The 17,189-nt window shown below is 69.8% G+C and carries 15 protein-coding genes; 8 read left to right on the forward strand and 7 right to left on the reverse strand.

Annotated elements, in window-relative coordinates; genetic code table 11:
* Nucleotides 1–42: 42 nt before the first annotated feature.
* The 3 genes from MMB92_RS26545 to MMB92_RS26555 all read left to right on the forward strand — a co-directional run bounded on the left by MMB92_RS26545 (nt 43) and on the right by MMB92_RS26555 (nt 4,595).
* Entirely contained in the window at nt 43–1,266 is a 1,224-nt protein-coding gene (locus MMB92_RS26545; RefSeq protein ID WP_346828916.1) for an HlyD family secretion protein, read from the forward strand.
* Nucleotides 1,267–1,351: 85 nt separating this feature from the next.
* The gene (locus MMB92_RS26550; protein WP_060214357.1) at nt 1,352–2,944 is read left to right on the forward strand and encodes a DHA2 family efflux MFS transporter permease subunit; all 1,593 of its coding nucleotides are present in this window, start codon (nt 1,352–1,354) and stop codon (nt 2,942–2,944) included.
* Between the two features lie 58 nt (nt 2,945–3,002).
* A complete protein-coding gene (locus tag MMB92_RS26555; RefSeq protein ID WP_060214505.1) occupies nt 3,003–4,595 on the forward strand; it encodes an efflux transporter outer membrane subunit in 1,593 nt (530 codons plus the stop codon).
* A gap of 67 nt (nt 4,596–4,662) precedes the next feature.
* Here the strand turns inward: MMB92_RS26555 and MMB92_RS26560 are convergent, their stop codons facing one another.
* Nucleotides 4,663–5,373, reverse strand: a complete 711-nt coding sequence (locus tag MMB92_RS26560; protein ID WP_059722941.1) for a response regulator — start codon at nt 5,371–5,373, stop codon at nt 4,663–4,665.
* 587 nt (nt 5,374–5,960) lie between these two features.
* Between MMB92_RS26560 and MMB92_RS26565 the strand changes: the two genes are divergently transcribed.
* Entirely contained in the window at nt 5,961–6,293 is a 333-nt protein-coding gene (locus MMB92_RS26565) for a hypothetical protein (RefSeq protein WP_006498255.1), read from the forward strand.
* 23 nt (nt 6,294–6,316) lie between these two features.
* A complete protein-coding gene (locus MMB92_RS26570; RefSeq protein ID WP_006490674.1) occupies nt 6,317–6,538 on the forward strand; it encodes a hypothetical protein in 222 nt (73 codons plus the stop codon).
* Nucleotides 6,539–6,560: 22 nt separating this feature from the next.
* On the opposite strand, the gene MMB92_RS26575 is transcribed toward MMB92_RS26570, so the two are convergent.
* The 6 genes from MMB92_RS26575 to MMB92_RS26600 are packed head-to-tail and all read right to left on the reverse strand — an operon-like array spanning nt 6,561 to nt 12,361.
* A complete protein-coding gene (locus tag MMB92_RS26575) occupies nt 6,561–7,100 on the reverse strand; it encodes a GNAT family N-acetyltransferase (protein ID WP_006490675.1) in 540 nt (179 codons plus the stop codon).
* A 32-nt stretch (nt 7,101–7,132) separates the two neighbouring features.
* The gene (locus MMB92_RS26580; RefSeq protein WP_233633862.1) at nt 7,133–7,945 is read right to left on the reverse strand and encodes a DeoR/GlpR family DNA-binding transcription regulator; all 813 of its coding nucleotides are present in this window, start codon (nt 7,943–7,945) and stop codon (nt 7,133–7,135) included.
* A gap of 34 nt (nt 7,946–7,979) precedes the next feature.
* Nucleotides 7,980–8,954, reverse strand: a complete 975-nt coding sequence (locus MMB92_RS26585; protein ID WP_034203589.1) for a BadF/BadG/BcrA/BcrD ATPase family protein — start codon at nt 8,952–8,954, stop codon at nt 7,980–7,982.
* Nucleotides 8,951–10,144 carry an SIS domain-containing protein gene (locus tag MMB92_RS26590; protein ID WP_062911625.1) on the reverse strand — a complete coding sequence of 398 codons (1,194 nt, stop codon included), beginning with the start codon at nt 10,142–10,144 and terminating at the stop codon, nt 8,951–8,953. Before MMB92_RS26590 ends, MMB92_RS26585 begins: the two co-directional genes overlap by 4 nt.
* A 22-nt stretch (nt 10,145–10,166) precedes the next feature.
* Nucleotides 10,167–11,462 (reverse strand): D-tagatose-bisphosphate aldolase, class II, non-catalytic subunit, encoded by a 1,296-nt coding sequence (locus tag MMB92_RS26595; RefSeq protein WP_200062984.1) that lies wholly within the window; start codon nt 11,460–11,462, stop codon nt 10,167–10,169.
* Entirely contained in the window at nt 11,459–12,361 is a 903-nt protein-coding gene (locus MMB92_RS26600; RefSeq protein ID WP_006498251.1) for a DMT family transporter, read from the reverse strand. Before MMB92_RS26600 ends, MMB92_RS26595 begins: the two co-directional genes overlap by 4 nt.
* A gap of 363 nt (nt 12,362–12,724) precedes the next feature.
* Between MMB92_RS26600 and MMB92_RS26605 the strand changes: the two genes are divergently transcribed.
* From MMB92_RS26605 to MMB92_RS26615, 3 genes are all read left to right on the forward strand, one after another.
* The gene (locus MMB92_RS26605) at nt 12,725–14,860 is read left to right on the forward strand and encodes a glycoside hydrolase family 36 protein (RefSeq protein WP_212242220.1); all 2,136 of its coding nucleotides are present in this window, start codon (nt 12,725–12,727) and stop codon (nt 14,858–14,860) included.
* A gap of 125 nt (nt 14,861–14,985) precedes the next feature.
* On the forward strand, nt 14,986–15,867 hold the full coding sequence (locus tag MMB92_RS26610) for an endo alpha-1,4 polygalactosaminidase (protein WP_058903643.1): 882 nt from the start codon (nt 14,986–14,988) through the stop codon (nt 15,865–15,867).
* Nucleotides 15,868–16,042: 175 nt separating this feature from the next.
* Nucleotides 16,043–17,170: a porin gene (locus MMB92_RS26615; protein WP_058903956.1), complete on the forward strand. Its 1,128-nt coding sequence runs from the start codon at nt 16,043–16,045 to the stop codon at nt 17,168–17,170.
* Nucleotides 17,171–17,189: the final 19 nt, after the last annotated feature.

Raw genomic sequence — 17,189 nt, forward strand, 5'->3', positions numbered from 1 at the left:
GGTGCCGCCCTGTCGACGCCGCTGCACGTGCGCTGGCCGACCGTGGTCGCGCGCGCAGGCGATGGGCCGTCCGGTGGCGGCAGCGGCGCGGGCCCCGCGCCGGGCCGCAACGACGGCGAGCACCCGACCGACGCGCCGGGCGGCGGCGGTGGCGACGACCATCCGCACGACGATCGCGGCGGTCGCACCGGCGGAGACGGAGACGGCAACGACGGCGAAGGCGAACGCAAGCGACCCGGCAAGAAAACGCTGATCATCCTCGGCGCGGTGCTGATCGTGCTGCTCGTCGGCGGCCTCGTCTGGTGGCTCGCGACGCGCAACCAGGAAAGCACCGACGATGCGTACACCGACGGCAACGCGATCGCGGTCGCGCCGCACGTGTCCGGCTACGTGACGCGGCTGGCGGTCGACGACAACACCTTCGTGCGGCGCGGCGACGTGCTCGTCGAGATCGATCCGCGCGACTACCGCGCGCAGGTCGACGCGGCGCAGGCGCAGCTCGGCCTCGCCCAGGCCCAGCTGGATGCGGCGCGCGTGCAGCTCGACATCGCACGCGTGCAGTATCCGGCCCAGTACCGGCAAGCGCGCGCGCAGATCGAATCGGCGGAAGCCGCGTACCGGCAGGCGCTCGCCGCGCAGGCGCGGCAACGCGCGGTCGATGCGCGCGCAACCTCGCAGCAGGCGATCGATGCGGCCGACGCGCAGCGCGCGACCGCCGACGCGAACGTCGCGATGGCCCAGGCGCAGGCGCGCACCGCGAGCCTCGTGCCGCAGCAGATTCGGCAGGCCGAGACGGCCGTCGAGGAGCGCCGCCAGCAGGTGCTGCAGGCGCGCGCGCAGCTCGAGACAGCCAACCTGAACCTGTCGTACTGCGAAATGCGTGCGCCGTCCGACGGCTGGGTCACGCGGCGCAACGTGCAACTGGGCTCGTTCCTGCAACCGGGCACGTCGATCTTCTCGATCGTCACGCCGCGCGTGTGGATCACCGCGAATTTCAAGGAGTCGCAGCTCGAACGGATGCGCATCGGCGACCGCGTCGACGTGTCGGTCGACGCGTATCCCGATCTCGACCTGCACGGCCACGTCGACAGCATCCAGCTCGGCAGCGGCTCGCGCTTCTCCGCGTTCCCCACCGAGAACGCGACCGGCAACTTCGTGAAGATCGTGCAGCGCGTGCCGGTGAAGATCGTGCTCGACGGCCCGCTGCCGACCCGTCCGCCGCTCGGTCTCGGCCTGTCGGCCGTGCCGACCGTTCACCTGAAATGACCGGCCGCCGCGCCGCGGCCGGTGTCGACCGGAGCGATCCGATGCCCGATACCCGCACGTCATTCCCGTTTCGCGAGGCCCGCCGATGAACCGGCCGCCCGAGCGCAACGGCGCGTCCGGCGGCGCATGGCGACCCGCCGCGAACCCGTGGCTCATCGCGATCGTCGTCACGCTCGCCGCGTTCATGGAAGTACTCGACACCACGATCGTCAACGTCGCGCTGCCGCACATCGCCGGCACGATGTCGGCGAGCTACGACGAGGCGACCTGGACACTCACGTCGTACCTCGTCGCGAACGGCATCGTGCTGCCGATTTCGGGCTTCCTCGGGCGCCTGCTCGGCCGCAAGCGCTACTTCCTGCTGTGCATCGCCGCGTTCACCGTGTGCTCGTTCCTGTGCGGCGTCGCGACCAACCTTGGCGAACTGATCGTGTTCCGCGTGCTGCAGGGGCTGTTCGGCGGCGGGCTGCAGCCGAACCAGCAGTCGATCATCCTCGATACGTTTCCGCCGGAGCAGCGCAACCGCGCGTTCTCGATCTCGGCGATCGCGATCGTCGTCGCGCCGGTGCTCGGGCCGACGCTCGGCGGCTGGATCACCGACCATTTCTCGTGGCGCTGGGTGTTCCTGCTCAACGTGCCGATCGGCGCGCTGACCGTGCTCGCGGTGATGCAGCTCGTCGAGGATCCGCCGTGGCGGCGCGACGCCGAACGCGGAATCTCCATCGACTACATCGGCATCGGGCTGATCGCGATCGGGCTCGGCTGCCTGCAGGTGATGCTCGATCGCGGCGAGGACGAGGACTGGTTCGGTTCGAACTTCATCCGCATCTTCGCGGTGCTGTCCGCGCTCGGGCTGATCGGCGCGACGCTGTGGCTGCTGCGCACGAAGAAGCCGGTGGTCGACCTGTCGTGCCTGCGCGACCGCAATTTCGCGCTCGGCTGCGTGACGATCGCGACGTTCGCGGCCGTGCTGTACGGCAGCGCGGTGATCGTGCCGCAGCTCGCGCAGCAGCATCTCGGCTACACGGCGACGCTCGCGGGGCTGGTGCTGTCGCCCGGCGCGCTGCTGATCACGCTCGAGATTCCGCTCGTGAGCCGGCTGATGCCGCACGTGCAGACGCGCTATCTCGTCGGGTTCGGCTTCGTGCTGCTGTGCGGCGCGCTGATCTATTCGCGCACGCTGGTGCCGAACATCGATTACACGCACCTCATGATGATTCGCTGCGCGCAGTCGCTCGCGATCGGCTTCATGTTCGTGCCGATTACGACGCTCGCGTACCTGACCGTGCCGCAGCGGCTCAACGACGACGCGTCCGCGCTGTTCACGATGTTCCGCAACGTCGCGGGCTCGATCGGCATCTCGGTGTCGACCGCGCTGATCCGCGAACGCACGCAGGCGCGCATGGCGCATCTGTCCACGCACATGTCGACGCTGTCGCAGAACTTCCAGGATGCGCTGCAGGAGAACGCGCGCGCGATCGGCGGGCTGACGGGCGCGCCGCCGTCGGCCGCATTGCAGACGGCCGGCGGGCGGCTGTACGAGACCTTCATCGCGCAAGCGACGATCCTTGCGTATATCGACGTGTTCGCGATCCTCGCGGTGTTCTGCGCGTTCAGCATTCCGCTGACGTTCCTGTTCTCGCCGGCGAAGGCCGCGCGCGCCGCGGGAGGGCATTGAGATGAACGCACGTCGGGACAACCGCAATCGCCGCGTGATTCGCAGCCTCGTGCGCCGCATGGTGACGATCTTCACCGGATGCGCGGTGGTCGCAAGCTGCACCGTCGGGCCCGACTACCAGCCGCCGCACGCGGACGTGCCGGACACCTGGCATGCGATGCGGGCGGACGGACAGGCGGCGTCTCCCGCGTCGGACGCGGCCGCACGGTCGTCGCCGACGGTCGACGCCGATCCCGATCCGCGCTGGTGGCGCGCGTTCGGCGATCCGCTGCTCGACCGGCTCGTCGAGCGCGCGGCGCACGACAACCTCGACGTGCAGGCGGCCGTGCTGCGCATCGCTCAGGCACGCGCGCAGGTTCGCGCGGCCGCCGCGCAAGGTTTGCCGGACGTGCGGGCGACCGCCAGCTATCAGCGCGAACAGCTCGGCCTGAAAGGCATCGTCGAGGAACAGGGCATCGACCAGCGCGTCGATCGTCTCGGCGCGCCGGGCTCGCCGCTCGACCGGTTCGGGCCGGGCACCGGCGCGCGCGTGCAGCAGGGCGCGCGTAGCGCGATCGATGCGCTCGAGGCGCCGGTCAACCTGTGGCAGGCCGGCTTCGACGCGTCGTGGGAGCTGGACCTGTTCGGGCGCGTGCGCCGCTCGGTCGAAGCGGCCGGCGCGCAGACGAGCGCGGCGATCGCGAGCCGCGACGACGCGCTGCTGTCGCTCGAGGCGGAGGTCGCGCAGACCTATCTGCAACTGCGCGGCGCGCAAGCCCAGCGCGCGCTGGCCGACGACCTGCAACGCGCGCAGCGCGAACTGCTCGACCTGACGCGCGAGCAGGCCGCGCACGGTCTCGCGAGCGATCTCGACGTGCGCAGCGCCGACGCGCGGCTCGCACAGATCCGCGCGCAACTGCCGCAGTTCGACCAGCAGATCGTGCTGCTGCGCAACGGTCTCGCGTATCTGGTCGGCGGCGCGCCGGGCGCGCTCGACGACTGGCTCGACGCGCCGCGCGCGTTGCCGGACGTGCCGCCGACCGTGCCCGTCGGCCTGCCGTCGACGCTCGCGCGCCGGCGCCCCGACATCCGCCGCGCGGAGGCCGAGCTGCATGCGGCCACCGCCGACGTCGGCGTCGCGGTCGCGCAGTTCTATCCGGACATCTCGTTGACCGGGCAAGTCGGGTTGCGTGCGTCGCACGTGCGCGAGCTCGCGCACTGGTCGCACCTGTTCTATTCGTTCGGGCCGGCCATCTCGCTGCCGATCTTCTCCGGCGGGCAGCTCGTGTCGAACCTGAGGCTGTCGCAGGCGCGCCAGGCCGAGGCGGCGCTCGCCTACCGGCAGGCGGTGCTCGTCGCGCTGCGCGACGTCGACAATGCACTGGCCGTGTACCGCACCGACCAGGCGCGCGCGGCCGCGCTCGACGATGCGGTGAAGGCCGAACAGGGCGCGCTGGACCTCGCGCGCGATCGCTACCGGAAAGGCTTGTCGCCGTTCCTCGACGTGCTGGACGCCGAGCGGCAATGGTCGGAGGGGCGGCAGCAGGCGCAGCAGGGCGCGTTGCAGACGACGACCGATCTCGTCGCGCTGTACAAGGCGCTCGGCGGCGGATGGCAGGCGGAGCCGGGCACGCATGCGAATCCGGATGCCGGTACGGCCCGCGCGCAATAGCCGCGAACGCACGCCGGACATCGCGGGCCCCGCTCGCGCCACGCCGCTCGCCGGCCCGCACGCGGCGTCAATCCCACGCGTGCTTGCTGAACTGATAGCCCTTGGAGCGGATCGTCTTGATCCGTTTCGGTTCGGCCGCATCGTCGCGCAGCTTGCGGCGCAGCTTCGAGATGCGACCGTCGATCGACCGGTCGAGGCCGTCGAACGCGATGCCGCGCAGCAGCAGCGTCAGGTCTTCGCGGCTGACCACCTCGCCCGCGCGGCACACGAGCGCCCACAGCAGGTCGAATTCGGTCGACGTCAGGCGCGGCGTGCTGCCGTCGGGAAGATGCACGCGGCGATCGGCCCGGTCGATCGAGAATTTGCCGAACACGTATCGCTGCGGCGAATCCGGCGCGGGCTCGCCCGCCGGCACGCGCGTGCGCCGCAACTGCGCCTTGATCCGCGCGAGCAGCAGCCGCGGCTCGACCGGCTTGCGGAGAAAGTCGTCCGCGCCGAGTTCCAGGCCGAGCAATTCGTCGAACGGTTCGTCGCGGCCGGTCACCATGATCACGATGCCGTCGTACTGCATGCGCGCCTCGCGGCAGATCTCGAAGCCGTCCTTGCCCGGCAGGTTGACGTCGAGCAGCACGAGGTCGGGGCGGTTCGCGACGATCGCCGGCACTGCGCCGGCGCCGTCGAACAGCGTGTCCACCTGGTAATGATGCTGGCGCAGATAGTCGGCGATCAGCGCGGACAGCGGGACGTCGTCTTCGACGAGCAGGATTCGGATGGGCATCGCTAAACGAAGGGGGCAAAACGGGAAGGTGGCGAGCGGTCAGGCCCAGTCCGAACGCGTCGTAGCCGAAGCGACGTGGATGATACTGCGCAACATTCCGGTGGAATGTGGCGAAATCTGAATCGTTCGGTGAGCTTAGCTATGGGCCAATCGCCGCCGCCGGGCGGCAGGTACGGGAAGCGCGAGGCGGGGTCGCGGCGGGGCAGAAACGGTTCGGGGCGAGGGCCGGCGCGGCGCTCGCGACGTTGCGCGGCCGCGCATCCTTCAGACGAAAACGTTTGCGCCAGGCCGCGGTCGCGAACCGCGCTCGCACCGGTCAAACCCAGGCCAGGCAAGGTTAGTCGACATATCATTACAAAATATTACCGACATGGGCGGGTGCCGCTCCCTACAATCTGCGCAGCCGACTCGCGCGCATCGCGCACTGCGATGGCATCGTTTCCCGATCGTATCGACTGCCGGTTTCGACGACACGTCGAGCCATGTCGCTCGCGTGCGGAACCGGATGCGCGCGGGTCGGCGCGACGCCGCGCCGGCGCCTGACGGGCGGGCAAGCGGATGGTACGAACGATTGACGGGGAAATGAAATGACGCCGTTGCAAGTCGTCCAGCGTCTCGAGGCACTCACGCAGGCGATCGAAGCCGCGGTCGCGCGCGCCGACTGGAACGAAGCCGTCCGCGCGGCCGAGATGCGGTCGGCGTTCGTGCTTGCGCTTGCACCCGATCAACCGGCCGAGGTCGTGTCGGCGTTGATGCGCATGCAGGAAATCGATGTCCGGATTTCCACCATCGCGCGCGACACGCTGGAGGCGCTCATCGCGGAGGGCTGGACGGCGTTGCACGCGACCCGGTTGGCCACCCACGCGCTGAGGGTGCGGCAGCGATCGCTCGACGCCGGCGCCGCGGCCACGCGACATTGAAATTCGTTTCTGCAGGTGACGGGATGAGATTCAGAAAACGCACCAGTCACGTCGATGCGACACGGTGGTTCGCCGACGGCGACCATGAACGGGTAGAGCGCCGTGACGGGAAGTGGGCGGTCGCGACGCCGGAAGGCTGGCGGCCGGTGCAGCCGGGCGACTGGATCGTGCGCGATGAAGGCGGCAACTGCTGGCCGATGGAAGACGGCCTCTTCGTGCGTTGCTACGAACCGGCAGCCGACTGACGCGGCCGCCGGCTCGCCGCGCTTATCGGCTCTTGCGCGAAAACATCAACGAATCGGCGTCGTTGAACCGGATAGGCCGCGGCTCGCCGTAACCGGCTTTCTCCGCGACCCGGATCGATGCGACATTGGTCGGCGCGATCAGGCACACGCTGCGCTCGAACCGCTGCTGCGCGTCGAGCCATGCGAGCGCGGCCGCGAGCGCCTCGGTCGCATAGCCGCGGCCCTGCGCCCACGTCGCCAGCGCCCAGCCGGCTTCCGGCACGCCGCGGATCGGCGGTTCGATGTTCCGGTGGAAATCCGCGAAGCCGAGATCGCCGACATAGCGGCCCGACGCCTTTTCGCGAATCGCCCAGTAGCCATAGCCGAGCAGCGGCCACAGCCCGCGATACGCGAGCATGCGCATCCACGAGTCGCGCGGCGCGGACGGCTCGCCGTTGAAGATGTGCGCGACGACGCCGGGTTCCGCCCACATGGCGGCGAGTGCGTCGAAGTCGCCGAGCGGATGGCCTTCGAGCACCAGGCGCGGCGTGTCGAGAACGGGCGGGGACGAGACGGGTGGCATCGGGTGTCCGGAAAGAGGGGATAGTCGGGCGGCTAGACCGTCAGCACGTCGATGCCGCGCTGGCGCAGGTCGTCGACCACGGCTGCGTCGGCGCCCGTATCGGTGATCAGCATGTCGAGCTGCTCGACGCTCGCGATCACCGAGAGATTGCGCTTCATCAGCTTCGACGAATCGGCGACCGCGATCACCTGGCGCGAGATCTTCAGCATCTGCGCGTTCAGTTGCGCTTCGAGCAGGTGCGGCGTCATCAGGCCGATCTCGGGATCGAGGCTGTCGACGCCGAGGAACAGCCGGTCCGCGTACAGCCCCTGCAGCGCGATGACGGCCTGCGGCCCCGACAGCGAATACGAGTTCGGCCGAAGCTGCCCGCCCGGCATGATCAGGTTGATGTACGGCGCGGCCGCGAGCAGCACGGCCACGTTCAGCGCATTGGTGATCACGTTCAGCGATTGCAGCTTCATCGCGAGGATCTGCTTCGCGATTTCCTCGGTCGTGCTGCCGGAGTCGAGCAGGATCGTTTCGCCGTCGCCGATCAGCGCGGCGGCGGCGGCCGCGATCCGCACCTTCTCCGCGTGACGGAGCTTCTGCTTGACCGCGATCGGCACCTCGTCGCTTTCGCGCAGCACCAGCGCGCCGCCGTGGGTGCGCAGCACCGCGCCAGCCGCCGCGAGCGCGTTCAGGTCGCTGCGCACCGTGACGAGCGAGATGCCGAACCGCTCGGCCAGTTCCTCGACGGTGACCTTCTCCCGCTCGCGCACCAGCTCGCAGATCAGGCGGCGACGTTCTTCGACAAGCAGCGGCGCGCGATCGACGGCAGGCGACGGAGGCACTCGGTGAGCGGGCATGTCCATTTCGGCAAGACAGGGAGCCGAAATGATATCAAAACCCCTGGCCGGGCTGGAGCGCATGCAAGGCCGGCGCGTCGAGCGGCATGCCCGCCAGCCGGGCCGCGTGGACCGCCGCGCCGACGTGGGGCCCGAGCCGCGGCGCGGTGAGCACCGCATCCGGCACGCGGCGCGCGAGCGCGTCGCGCAGCGGCTCGAGCACGCGCGCGCCGGCGTTGAACACGCCGCCGGAATACGACACCGGCAGCGGTTCGCCGGGCGGCCAGCCGAGGGTGCGCGCGACGCCTGCCGCGAGTTGCGCGAGCTCGTCGGTCGCGCGGTCGATCAGCGCGTGCGCTGCGGGGTCGCCCGCGTGCGCCGCATCGATCACGAGCCGCGACAGCTGCGCGAAGCGGCTGCGCACCGCGCCCGCATTCACGGCCGCGCACAGGTCGAGATCGTGTTCCAGCGCGAAGTGCGCGCGCACGATGTCGAACAGCGGCCCGCGCGCGGCGCGGCCGTCCGCCATCCGCGAAAACGCGGCGAGCCCTTCGCGCGCGAGCCAGTAGGCCGAGCCTTCGTCGCCGAAGACCTCGCCCCAGCCGCCGCAACGTGCGGCGCGGCCTTCGCGTTGCCCGTACGCGATCGATCCGGTGCCGGCGACGATGCTGATGCCGTCGCCGCCGGCCAGCGTGCCGGCCCAGCTGCACACCATGTCGTTGCCGATCCGGTAGCGCTCGCGCGCGAACAGCGGCGCGAGCAGGCCGTCGAGCTCGGGCAGCAGGCGGCTGTCCTCGCCGTACGCGGGCAGGCCGGCGAATGCGTACGCGACGTCGTCGCGCGCGACGTTCGCCGCGGCCAGCACCGCATGCACGCCGTCGGCGAGCAGCGTGCGCAGCGCGTCCACGCCGATCTCGAGGTAGTAGCTGGTGGTCGTTTCGTGACGCGCCCGCACGCGGCCTTGACGGTCGATCACCATGAACGCGGTTTTCGTGCCGCCGCCGTCGATGCCGAGAAAGAGTGGAGTCATGTGGGCTGCCCCGCGTACGGATGAATGGTGACGCCGGCCACGACGCGGTTGACGGTGCCGGACGCGCTCGGGTTGTCGGGCGTGAGCCCGAGGCGCAGCGACGCGAGCAGCGCGAAACACTGCGCGAGCACCAGCGCGACGGGCGCGAGCGCGAGATCGGGCAGGCCGGGCGGCAGCGGCACCGTCAGGTCGTCGCCGGACGGTGACGGCGTGCTGGTGTCGCCCGCGTCGTCGCCCGCGTCGTCGGCCGGCGCGACGCCGACCGACAGTATGCCGGCCGCGCGGTTTTCGCGCCGCAGTTCGCGCAGCAGGTCGAGGTCGTAGCGGCGCGTATGCGGATCGCCGGACAGCAGCACGACGACGAGCGTGCGTTCGTCGAGGAACGTTTTCGGGCCGTGCCGGAAGCCGAGCGGCGATTCGGCCATCGCGACGATCAGCCCGTCGGTCAGTTCCAGCAGTTTCAGCGCGGCTTCGCGCGCGAGCCCGAGCAGCGTGCCGCTGCCCAGATACACGACGCGCTCGGGCAACTGCCGCACGTGCGCGGCGAGCCGCGACGCGTGGTCGCGCAGCAGCGTGCGCGCGGCGTCGGCCAGCGGCCCGACCGGCATGCCGGCCACGCCGAACGCCCAGGCCGCGCCGAGCAGCATGCCGCTGAAACTGGACGTCATCGCGAACGCCTGGTCGTGCGTGGCCTCGGGCAACAGCACGACGTGCGCGCGCGGATGCGTGCCGAGGCGGCGGTTCAGCATGCCGTCGGCCGCGCACGTGAACGCGAGGTGGCGGCAGCCGTCGACGAGGCGATCCGCCAGCTCGACGGCCGCGACGCTTTCGGGGCTGTTGCCGGAGCGCGCGAACGACACCAGCAGCGTCGGCACGCCCGGCTGCAGCGTGTCGCCGGGGTTCGCGACGATGTCGGTGGTGGCCACCGCTTCGACGCGGCCGCCGAAGCGGTGCCGCAGCGCGGGCGCGAGGCACTGGCCGATGAAGGCCGAGCTGCCCGCGCCGGTCAGGACGATGCGCAGGCGGGGATCGGCGAGCAGCGGCGCGAGAAACGCGTCGAGCGCCGCGCGCTGCGCGTCGACGACGGCATGCACGTCGGGCCAGACGTCGGGTTGCTGGGCGATTTCGCGTGCCGTGTGGGCGGCGTGGCGGCGGCTGAGGTCGGCGGGATCGAGGTCGAAAAATTCCATGAGCAGATCTGAGGAGAGTCGGTCACGCGGCACACGCGTGGAGATACGGACGGACGGCCGCGGCCGTGCCGTCTTGCAACAGGGCGCCGGCGCGCAACGCGAGCCGTCCTTCGCGGACGGCCTCGTACTGGCGCGGCAGATGCTGGCTGACGAGCGTGAGCGGCGGCGGCGACGCATCGAGGCGCGCGAGCAGGTCGGCGCACGCGCGTTGCACGACGGGATGGGCCCAGTAGTAGCGGATGCGGTCGCTCAGGCTGTACGCGAGATCGAGTTCGAGTTGCGCGCCGGCCGGGTAGTAATCGCGCCAGTGCGCCGGTTCGTTGCGCATCACGCCGAGCACGGTCGCGATGAACCCGTCGTCGCCGCCGAGCCATTCGCGCTCGATCGCGGCGAGCGACCACAGCGTCTCGCGCATCGCGAAGGTCACGCCGGGGCCGACCTTCAGGATCGCGAAGTGGTCGCGCACGAGTTGCGCGAGGTTGTCGGGCGTCTGGTAATCGGTCGAATGCGCTTCGAACACGAGCGCGGGTTCCGTTTCGATGAATGCGCTCAGTTCACGCGCGTTGCCGGCGTCGTAGTCGATCACCTTGTGATGATCGAACTCGACGCCCGGCTGCACGACCATCGCGATCACGCGCGACCACGCATCGTCGAGGCCGGCGCGCGCGAACGCGTCGCGGTGCAGCGCGAGCGTCGAGCCGGCCGCTTCGGGCGTGGTGACCGCGACCGCGTCGAGCGTCTCGTGCGCACCGCCGGGCACCGGCACCTCGGTGCCGATCACGTAGACGGGCGCGTCGCCGCGCGGCGCACCGGCCGCCCACGCGGCCTCGGCGGCGCGGCACAGGCGCACCGCCCGCGCGGCGATCTCGGCTTCGGGCAACGGCTGCGGATCGTCCGCGCACGACATCGAGCAGTCGAGATGCAGCTTGCGGAAGCCGGCCGCCACGTACTGCGCGACCATCGTCTCGGCCTTGTCCATCGCCTGCGCGGCCGGCAGCCGGCGCCATGCGTTCGGGCCGAGATGGTCGCCGCCGAGCAGGATCGCATCGGGGCTCACGCGCTCGCGCGCGGCGATGTCGAATACGTGGCGACGGAAGTCGTGCGGCGTCATGCCCGTATAGCCGCCGTCCTGGTTGACCTGGTTGCAGGTCGCCTCGATCAGCGCGGGGCGTTCGCGCGCCGCGCATTCGCGCAGCGCGGCGGCGATCGCGACCGGATGCGCGGAGCACACGGACGGGATGCCGATCGCGGGTGTGCCGGCCGGCGCGTGACGCGACGACTGCTTGTGACGGCGGACGAGATCGAGCAGCGGGTTCATGCCGATTCCCCCGCCGTGTGGGTTGCCGCGGCGCCTTCCGGCTGCAGCGCGAGCAGCAGCGCGGCCAGCAGCGCCAGCGCGATGCCCGTGAGCTTGCTGCCGGTCGGCGTCGCACCGGTGACGATCATCGAGATCACCGACGTCAGCAGCGGCGCACCCGCGTTGACGAGCGGCGACACGACGATCGCCTTGCCGAAGCGGAACGCATAGACGAGCGTCAGCGCGCCGATCGCATTCAGCACCTGGATCACGGCGGCGAGGCCCGGGCCGCCGATCCCGTAGTTGATCGTGCGGCCGAAGTCGGTCATCCACAGCGCGAACGGCACGCACAGCAGGCCCGTCAGCGCCATGTAGAAGAAGATCGATTCCGCGTCCATCGTCGCGTTCGCGATCTTGATGAAATACGCCTGCAGCCCCCATGCGACGAGCACCAGCAGCGCGAGCGCGAACCACAGCCCGAACCGCGCGGGGCCCTGGCCCGACTGGAAGTCGAACAGCGGCAGCGAGCACAGCGCGAGCACGATGCCGGCCACGCCGAGCTTGCCGGTGCGTTCGCGCAGCAGCAGGAACGACAGCGCGATCGTCAGCGCTGGCGACAGCGACACGATCGGGAACACGAGATACGGCGGCCCCGATTCGACCGCGCGGAACAGCAGCATCTGCCCGCCCGCGCCGAGCAGCCCGATCGCGAGCCCGAGCGCCAGCGAACGGCCATCGCACCGCACACGCCAGCCGGCGCGGCCGAGCGCGACCAGCGCCGGCGGAATCATCGTGAACGCCCAGACCACGTAGATCAGCGTGTCGGGGAAGCCGTGTTCGGCGGGCAAGCCGGTGAATGCGCCCCATACGCCCCAGAGCAGGGTCGTGACGAGCGCGTGAACGAGCCAGTTGTTTTGCATCGGTCGCGTCTTTCGAAGTGGGTTCTGATCCGTCGAAGGCTTTCGTTTGATGCCGTGCAAGGCGAAATCGGAGGCGTTCGGCGGGCGAGCCCGACGACGTTCCAGCAGGGATCGGCAGAAACGTCCGTCGGGAGCGGCCAATCTATGTGCTTTCGATTTCTTTCGTTATTAGTGTAAACCACAAACGAAAGAAATCGAAAGATCGACTAGATTGCCGATCTGCGCGAGACGGATGCGTTGGCGCACGGCCCTTCTTCACGAGGAATTCCGTATGAACGCTTGCTTTTCCTTTCGATTTCCACTGCCTGCCCGGCGTGCCGGCAGCGCGGCGCGCTGCGTGCCGTTGCGTCGCGAGGTGCGTCCATGACCACCCGGCGCGCGTTCGTGCAGTGGCTGGCCGCCGGCGCGGCGAGCCCGATTCTGGTCGGCGTCGGCGTGCGCGATGCCCGCGGCGGCGAGCCGTCGCGCGTCGCGCTGCGTGACGACCGGCTCGTGATCGAGTTCGATCCGGCGATGCGCAGCCGGCTGGCCGTGCGTCGCGGCGGCGGCACGCGTGCGCTGACCCGCTTCGATGCGAGCGAGACGCTCGAGCAACTGATCGGCCCGGCGCCGGCGCCGACCTCGGACGGCCCCGCGCCCGACACGCGGCCGGTGCGCACGATCGATCGCTTCGCGCTCGTCGACGCCGCGCATGCGGACGTCTCCACCGCCTTCGGCGCGGGGCGGCAACTGCGGCTGGTGGGCCGGTCGGCGCACGGCTTCGAGAAGACGGTGCGCATCACGTTGCTCGACGCGCGGCCGGGCGTCGCGCTGCTCGACACGCAGTTCCGCAACGTCGGCATGCAGCCGACCGACGTCCGCGCATGGAACGTCGCCGCGCACCGGCTGCTGCCGGCCGCGGCCGGCGCGGGCGGCTACTGGACCTATTCGGGCGCGAGCCACGCGGACCGGCGCGACTGGGTGCAGCCGGTCAAGGCCGGCTTCGATCAGCGCAATTTCATGGGCATGAACGCGTCGGACTATGGCGGCGGCACGCCGGTCGTCGACGTGTGGCGGCGCGACCAGGGCATCGCGCTCGGTCACCTCGACATCGTGCCGCGCCTCGTATCGCTGCCGGTGAAGGCGGTGCGCGACGAAGTCTCGCTCGGCCTGCGCGGCGAGCAGACGGTCACGCTCGCGCCGGGCGCGACGCTCGATACGCCGACCGCCTTCGTGATGCTGCACGACGGCGACTATTTCGTCGCGCTCGATACGTACCGGCAGATGATGGGCGCGCAGGGTTTCCATGCGCCGCGGCCGTCGGCGAGCGCGTACGAGCCGATCTGGTGCGCGTGGGGCTACGAGCGTCAGTTCAGCCTCGACTACGTGCGCGCGACGCTGCCGAAGGTGCAGGAACTCGGCTTCAAGTGGGCGGTGCTCGACGACGGCTGGCAGCGGCGCACCGGCGACTGGGTGCCCGACCGCGCGAAATTCCCGGCCGGCGACGCGGACATGAAGGCGCTCGTCGACGACATCCATGCGCGCGGCCAGAAGGCGCGGCTGTGGATCGCGCCGCTCGCGGTCGCGCCGGGCAGCGACGAACTGCACGACCACACCGACATGCTGCTGCTCGACGCGGACGGCGCACCGCAGGCGATCACCTGGTGGAACAGCTTCTATCTGTGCCCGGCCTACGAGAAGACGCAGGCGCACATCGCCGCACTGATGAAGAAGGTGATCGGCGAGTGGGGCTTCGACGGCGTGAAGATCGACGGCCAGCACCTGAACGGCGTCGCGCCGTGCTACAACCCCGCGCACCGGCATGCGCGGCCGGAGGATTCGGTCGAGCACCTCGCCGATTTCTACCGCGTGTTCCATGACGCCGCGCATGCGATCAAGCCGGATGCGGTCGTCGAAGTGTGCCCGTGCGGCACCGCGTACGCGTTCCACAACATGCGCTACATCGACCAGGCGCCGGCGTCCGATCCGCTGTCGAGCTGGCAGGTGCGCCACAAGGGCAAGACACTGAAGGCGCTGATGGGCGCATCGTCCGCGTACGCGGGCGATCACGTCGAACTGAGCGACGGCGGCCGCGATTTCGCGTCGGCGGTGGGCGTCGGCGCGGTGATCTCGACGAAGTTCACGTGGCCCGTCGATCCGAAACCGAAGGACTCGTTCCTGCTGACGCCCGAGCACGAGCAGGCATGGCGGCACTGGGTCGAGATCTACAACGCGCACCGGCTCGCCGAGGGCCGCTATCGCGGCGAGCTGTACGACATCGCGTTCGACAAGCCCGAGGCTCACGTCGTGGAAAAGGACGGCGTGCTGCATTACGCGTTCTACGCCGAGCGCTGGAGCGGCCCGGTCGCGCTGCGCGGCCTGCAGCCCGGCCGGTCATACCGGATCGTCGATTACGCGAACGGCAATCGCGAGGTCGGCCGCATCGCGCCGGGGCACGACGCGATCGCATTGCGCTTCGAGCATGCGGCGCTGCTCCGCGCCGAGCCGCTCGACGCGTGAGCGTCACCCCGCAACACCGCGTACCACCGCCCGGGCCACGTGTCGTCGCGCATCACCGGGCAACCGGCAGTTCCGCAACGCGCAGTTCCATTCGTCATTCCGATCCCTCCACTGGAGATGCTTCGATGAAAAAAATTGCACGCAACCTTTCCGGTGTCGCGGCGCTCGCGCTGTGCGCCTCGATCCTGCAGGCCTGCGGCGACGGGTCGTCCGATCCGTTGTCGGCGAAGGCCTTTGCCGCGTCGCCGCCGGCCGGGGCGGCTCCCGCGCGCGCCGCGTCGCACTGGACGCCGGCGGTGGGCGATACGTGGCAATGGCAGCTCAAGGGCAAGCTCAATACGTCGTACAACGTGGCCATCTACGACATCGACCTGTTCGATACCGACGCGGCGACGATCGCGGCGCTCAAGCAGGCCGGGCGCAAGGTCGTCTGTTATTTCTCCGCGGGCAGTTCGGAGAACTGGCGGCCCGATTTCTCGAAGTTCAAGGCGTCCGACCAGGGCAACAAGCTCGACGACTGGGAAGGCGAGCGCTGGCTCGACATCCGTTCGAGCAACGTGCGCGAGATCATGACGGCCCGCCTCGACCGCGCGGTGGCGAAGGGATGCGACGGCGTCGAGCCGGACAACGTCGACGGCTATGCGAACGACACAGGTTTTCCGTTGCAGGACACCGATCAGTACGCGTTCAACGTATTCATCGCGAACGAGGCGCACAAGCGCAATCTGGCGGTCGGGCTGAAGAACGACGTCGATCAGCTCGTGGCGCTCGAACCGTCGTTCGACTTCGCGGTGAACGAGGAATGCAACGAGCAGAAGGAGTGCGACGGCTACACGGTGTTCACGTCGAAGAACAAGCCGGTGCTGAACGCCGAGTATGCGGGCAAATACCGGACGCCGAGCGGGCAACGCACGCTGTGCAATGCGGCGCGCGCGCTCAACATGCGCACGCTCGTGCTGGCGAAAAAGCTCGACGACAGCTACCGGTTCAGCTGCGACGGCGCCTGATCGAACCGCGCCCGTCGTGACGGGCGAACCTGTGTGACCGGTGTCCGCGCGCGCACGCTCCGTGCCCGGGCGTGCGCGCCGTGCGCATCGGATGCCGCGATCCGGCGCGCGATGCATGGCCGATGCCGCATCGACGTCCGTTCAAATCGATTCGCACTACTTATTCAACCATACGATGAAAAATTGCATGCTGATTGCAGGCGCTGCCGTGACGGCCGCGCTTTCCGTCGCCGCGCGCGCGGAGGGTTCGGTCACGCTGTACGGCACGATCGATACGGGTGTCGCGTATCTGAACCACGCGGAAGGCGGGAAGTCGCGCGTATCGATGTCGTCAGGCGCGTTGTCGGCGAACGAATGGGGATTGACCGGCAGCGAGGCGCTCGGCGGCGACATGAACGCGATCTTCACGCTCGAGAACAATTTCGACGTCGGGACCGGCCAGCTCGACGGCGGCCGGCTGTTCGGCTCGAAAGCGTTCGTCGGCGTCGCGTCCGCGACGTGGGGCACGCTGACGCTCGGCCGGCAGAACGATCCGGTGACGGATCTCGTGCAGCCGATCACGGCCGACGCGTTCAGCGGGCTCTTCGCGCCGCCCGGCGACGTCGACAACTACGACAGCAGCGTGACGTTCAGCAACGCGGTCAAATGGACGAGCGCGGCGTGGCACGGCGTGACGGTTGCGGCGATGGTGTCGCCCGGCGGCGTGGCCGGCGCATCGGGGTCGGGGCTCGCGTATGCCGGCGCATTCGGCTATGCGGACGGTCCGCTGAGCGCGGCGGCCGGCTACCTGCACGTCGACAACGGCAACGCGCTCCGTTCGACGCGCGGCGCATCGTCGGCCGATTCGTTCTTCAACAGCGCGGTGAACCGCGCGTATGCGTCGGCGCGGTCGATCGAAGTCGCGCGCGCCGGGGTGCAGTATGCGATCGGCAACGTGACCGTCGGCGCGGCGTTCAGCTTCAGCGAATACCGGCCCGACGCGTCGTCGACGTTCGTGCACGCGCAGCGCTACCGGAACGGTTCGGCGTTCGCGCAATGGCAGGCGCTGCCGTCGCTGCTGACGATCGTCGGCTACAACTTCACGTGGTCGGGCGGCGATTCGTCCGCGCGCTATCACCAGGTCAATGCCGGCGTCGACTATCTGCTGAGCAAGCGCACCGATCTCTATACGACGGTCGGCTACCAGCACGCGAACGGCTTCAACGGAACCGGGCCGGCCCAGGCCGTGATCGGGTCGTACAACGTCGATGCCGGCACGAATTCGCAGTTGCTCGCGATCGTCGGCATCCGGCACCGGTTCTGAGCCCGGTTGCCGGCGCGCG

The sequence above is a fragment of the Burkholderia sp. IO2 genome, from assembly GCF_029522185.1.
Lineage (GTDB): Bacteria > Pseudomonadota > Gammaproteobacteria > Burkholderiales > Burkholderiaceae > Burkholderia > Burkholderia cenocepacia.

Coding starts and splice junctions, on each gene's coding strand:
- MMB92_RS26565 (WP_006498255.1), top strand. CDS start 5,961: ATGACGCCGTTGCAAGTCGTCCAGCGTCTCGAGGCACTCACGCAGGCG.
- MMB92_RS26575 (WP_006490675.1), bottom strand. CDS start 7,100: ATGCCACCCGTCTCGTCCCCGCCCGTTCTCGACACGCCGCGCCTGGTG.
- MMB92_RS26555 (WP_060214505.1), top strand. CDS start 3,003: ATGGTGACGATCTTCACCGGATGCGCGGTGGTCGCAAGCTGCACCGTC.
- MMB92_RS26600 (WP_006498251.1), bottom strand. CDS start 12,361: ATGCAAAACAACTGGCTCGTTCACGCGCTCGTCACGACCCTGCTCTGG.
- MMB92_RS26595 (WP_200062984.1), bottom strand. CDS start 11,462: ATGAACCCGCTGCTCGATCTCGTCCGCCGTCACAAGCAGTCGTCGCGT.
- MMB92_RS26605 (WP_212242220.1), top strand. CDS start 12,725: ATGACCACCCGGCGCGCGTTCGTGCAGTGGCTGGCCGCCGGCGCGGCG.
- MMB92_RS26580 (WP_233633862.1), bottom strand. CDS start 7,945: ATGCCCGCTCACCGAGTGCCTCCGTCGCCTGCCGTCGATCGCGCGCCG.
- MMB92_RS26590 (WP_062911625.1), bottom strand. CDS start 10,144: ATGGAATTTTTCGACCTCGATCCCGCCGACCTCAGCCGCCGCCACGCC.
- MMB92_RS26585 (WP_034203589.1), bottom strand. CDS start 8,954: ATGACTCCACTCTTTCTCGGCATCGACGGCGGCGGCACGAAAACCGCG.
- MMB92_RS26610 (WP_058903643.1), top strand. CDS start 14,986: ATGAAAAAAATTGCACGCAACCTTTCCGGTGTCGCGGCGCTCGCGCTG.
- MMB92_RS26570 (WP_006490674.1), top strand. CDS start 6,317: ATGAGATTCAGAAAACGCACCAGTCACGTCGATGCGACACGGTGGTTC.
- MMB92_RS26550 (WP_060214357.1), top strand. CDS start 1,352: ATGAACCGGCCGCCCGAGCGCAACGGCGCGTCCGGCGGCGCATGGCGA.
- MMB92_RS26560 (WP_059722941.1), bottom strand. CDS start 5,373: ATGCCCATCCGAATCCTGCTCGTCGAAGACGACGTCCCGCTGTCCGCG.
- MMB92_RS26615 (WP_058903956.1), top strand. CDS start 16,043: ATGAAAAATTGCATGCTGATTGCAGGCGCTGCCGTGACGGCCGCGCTT.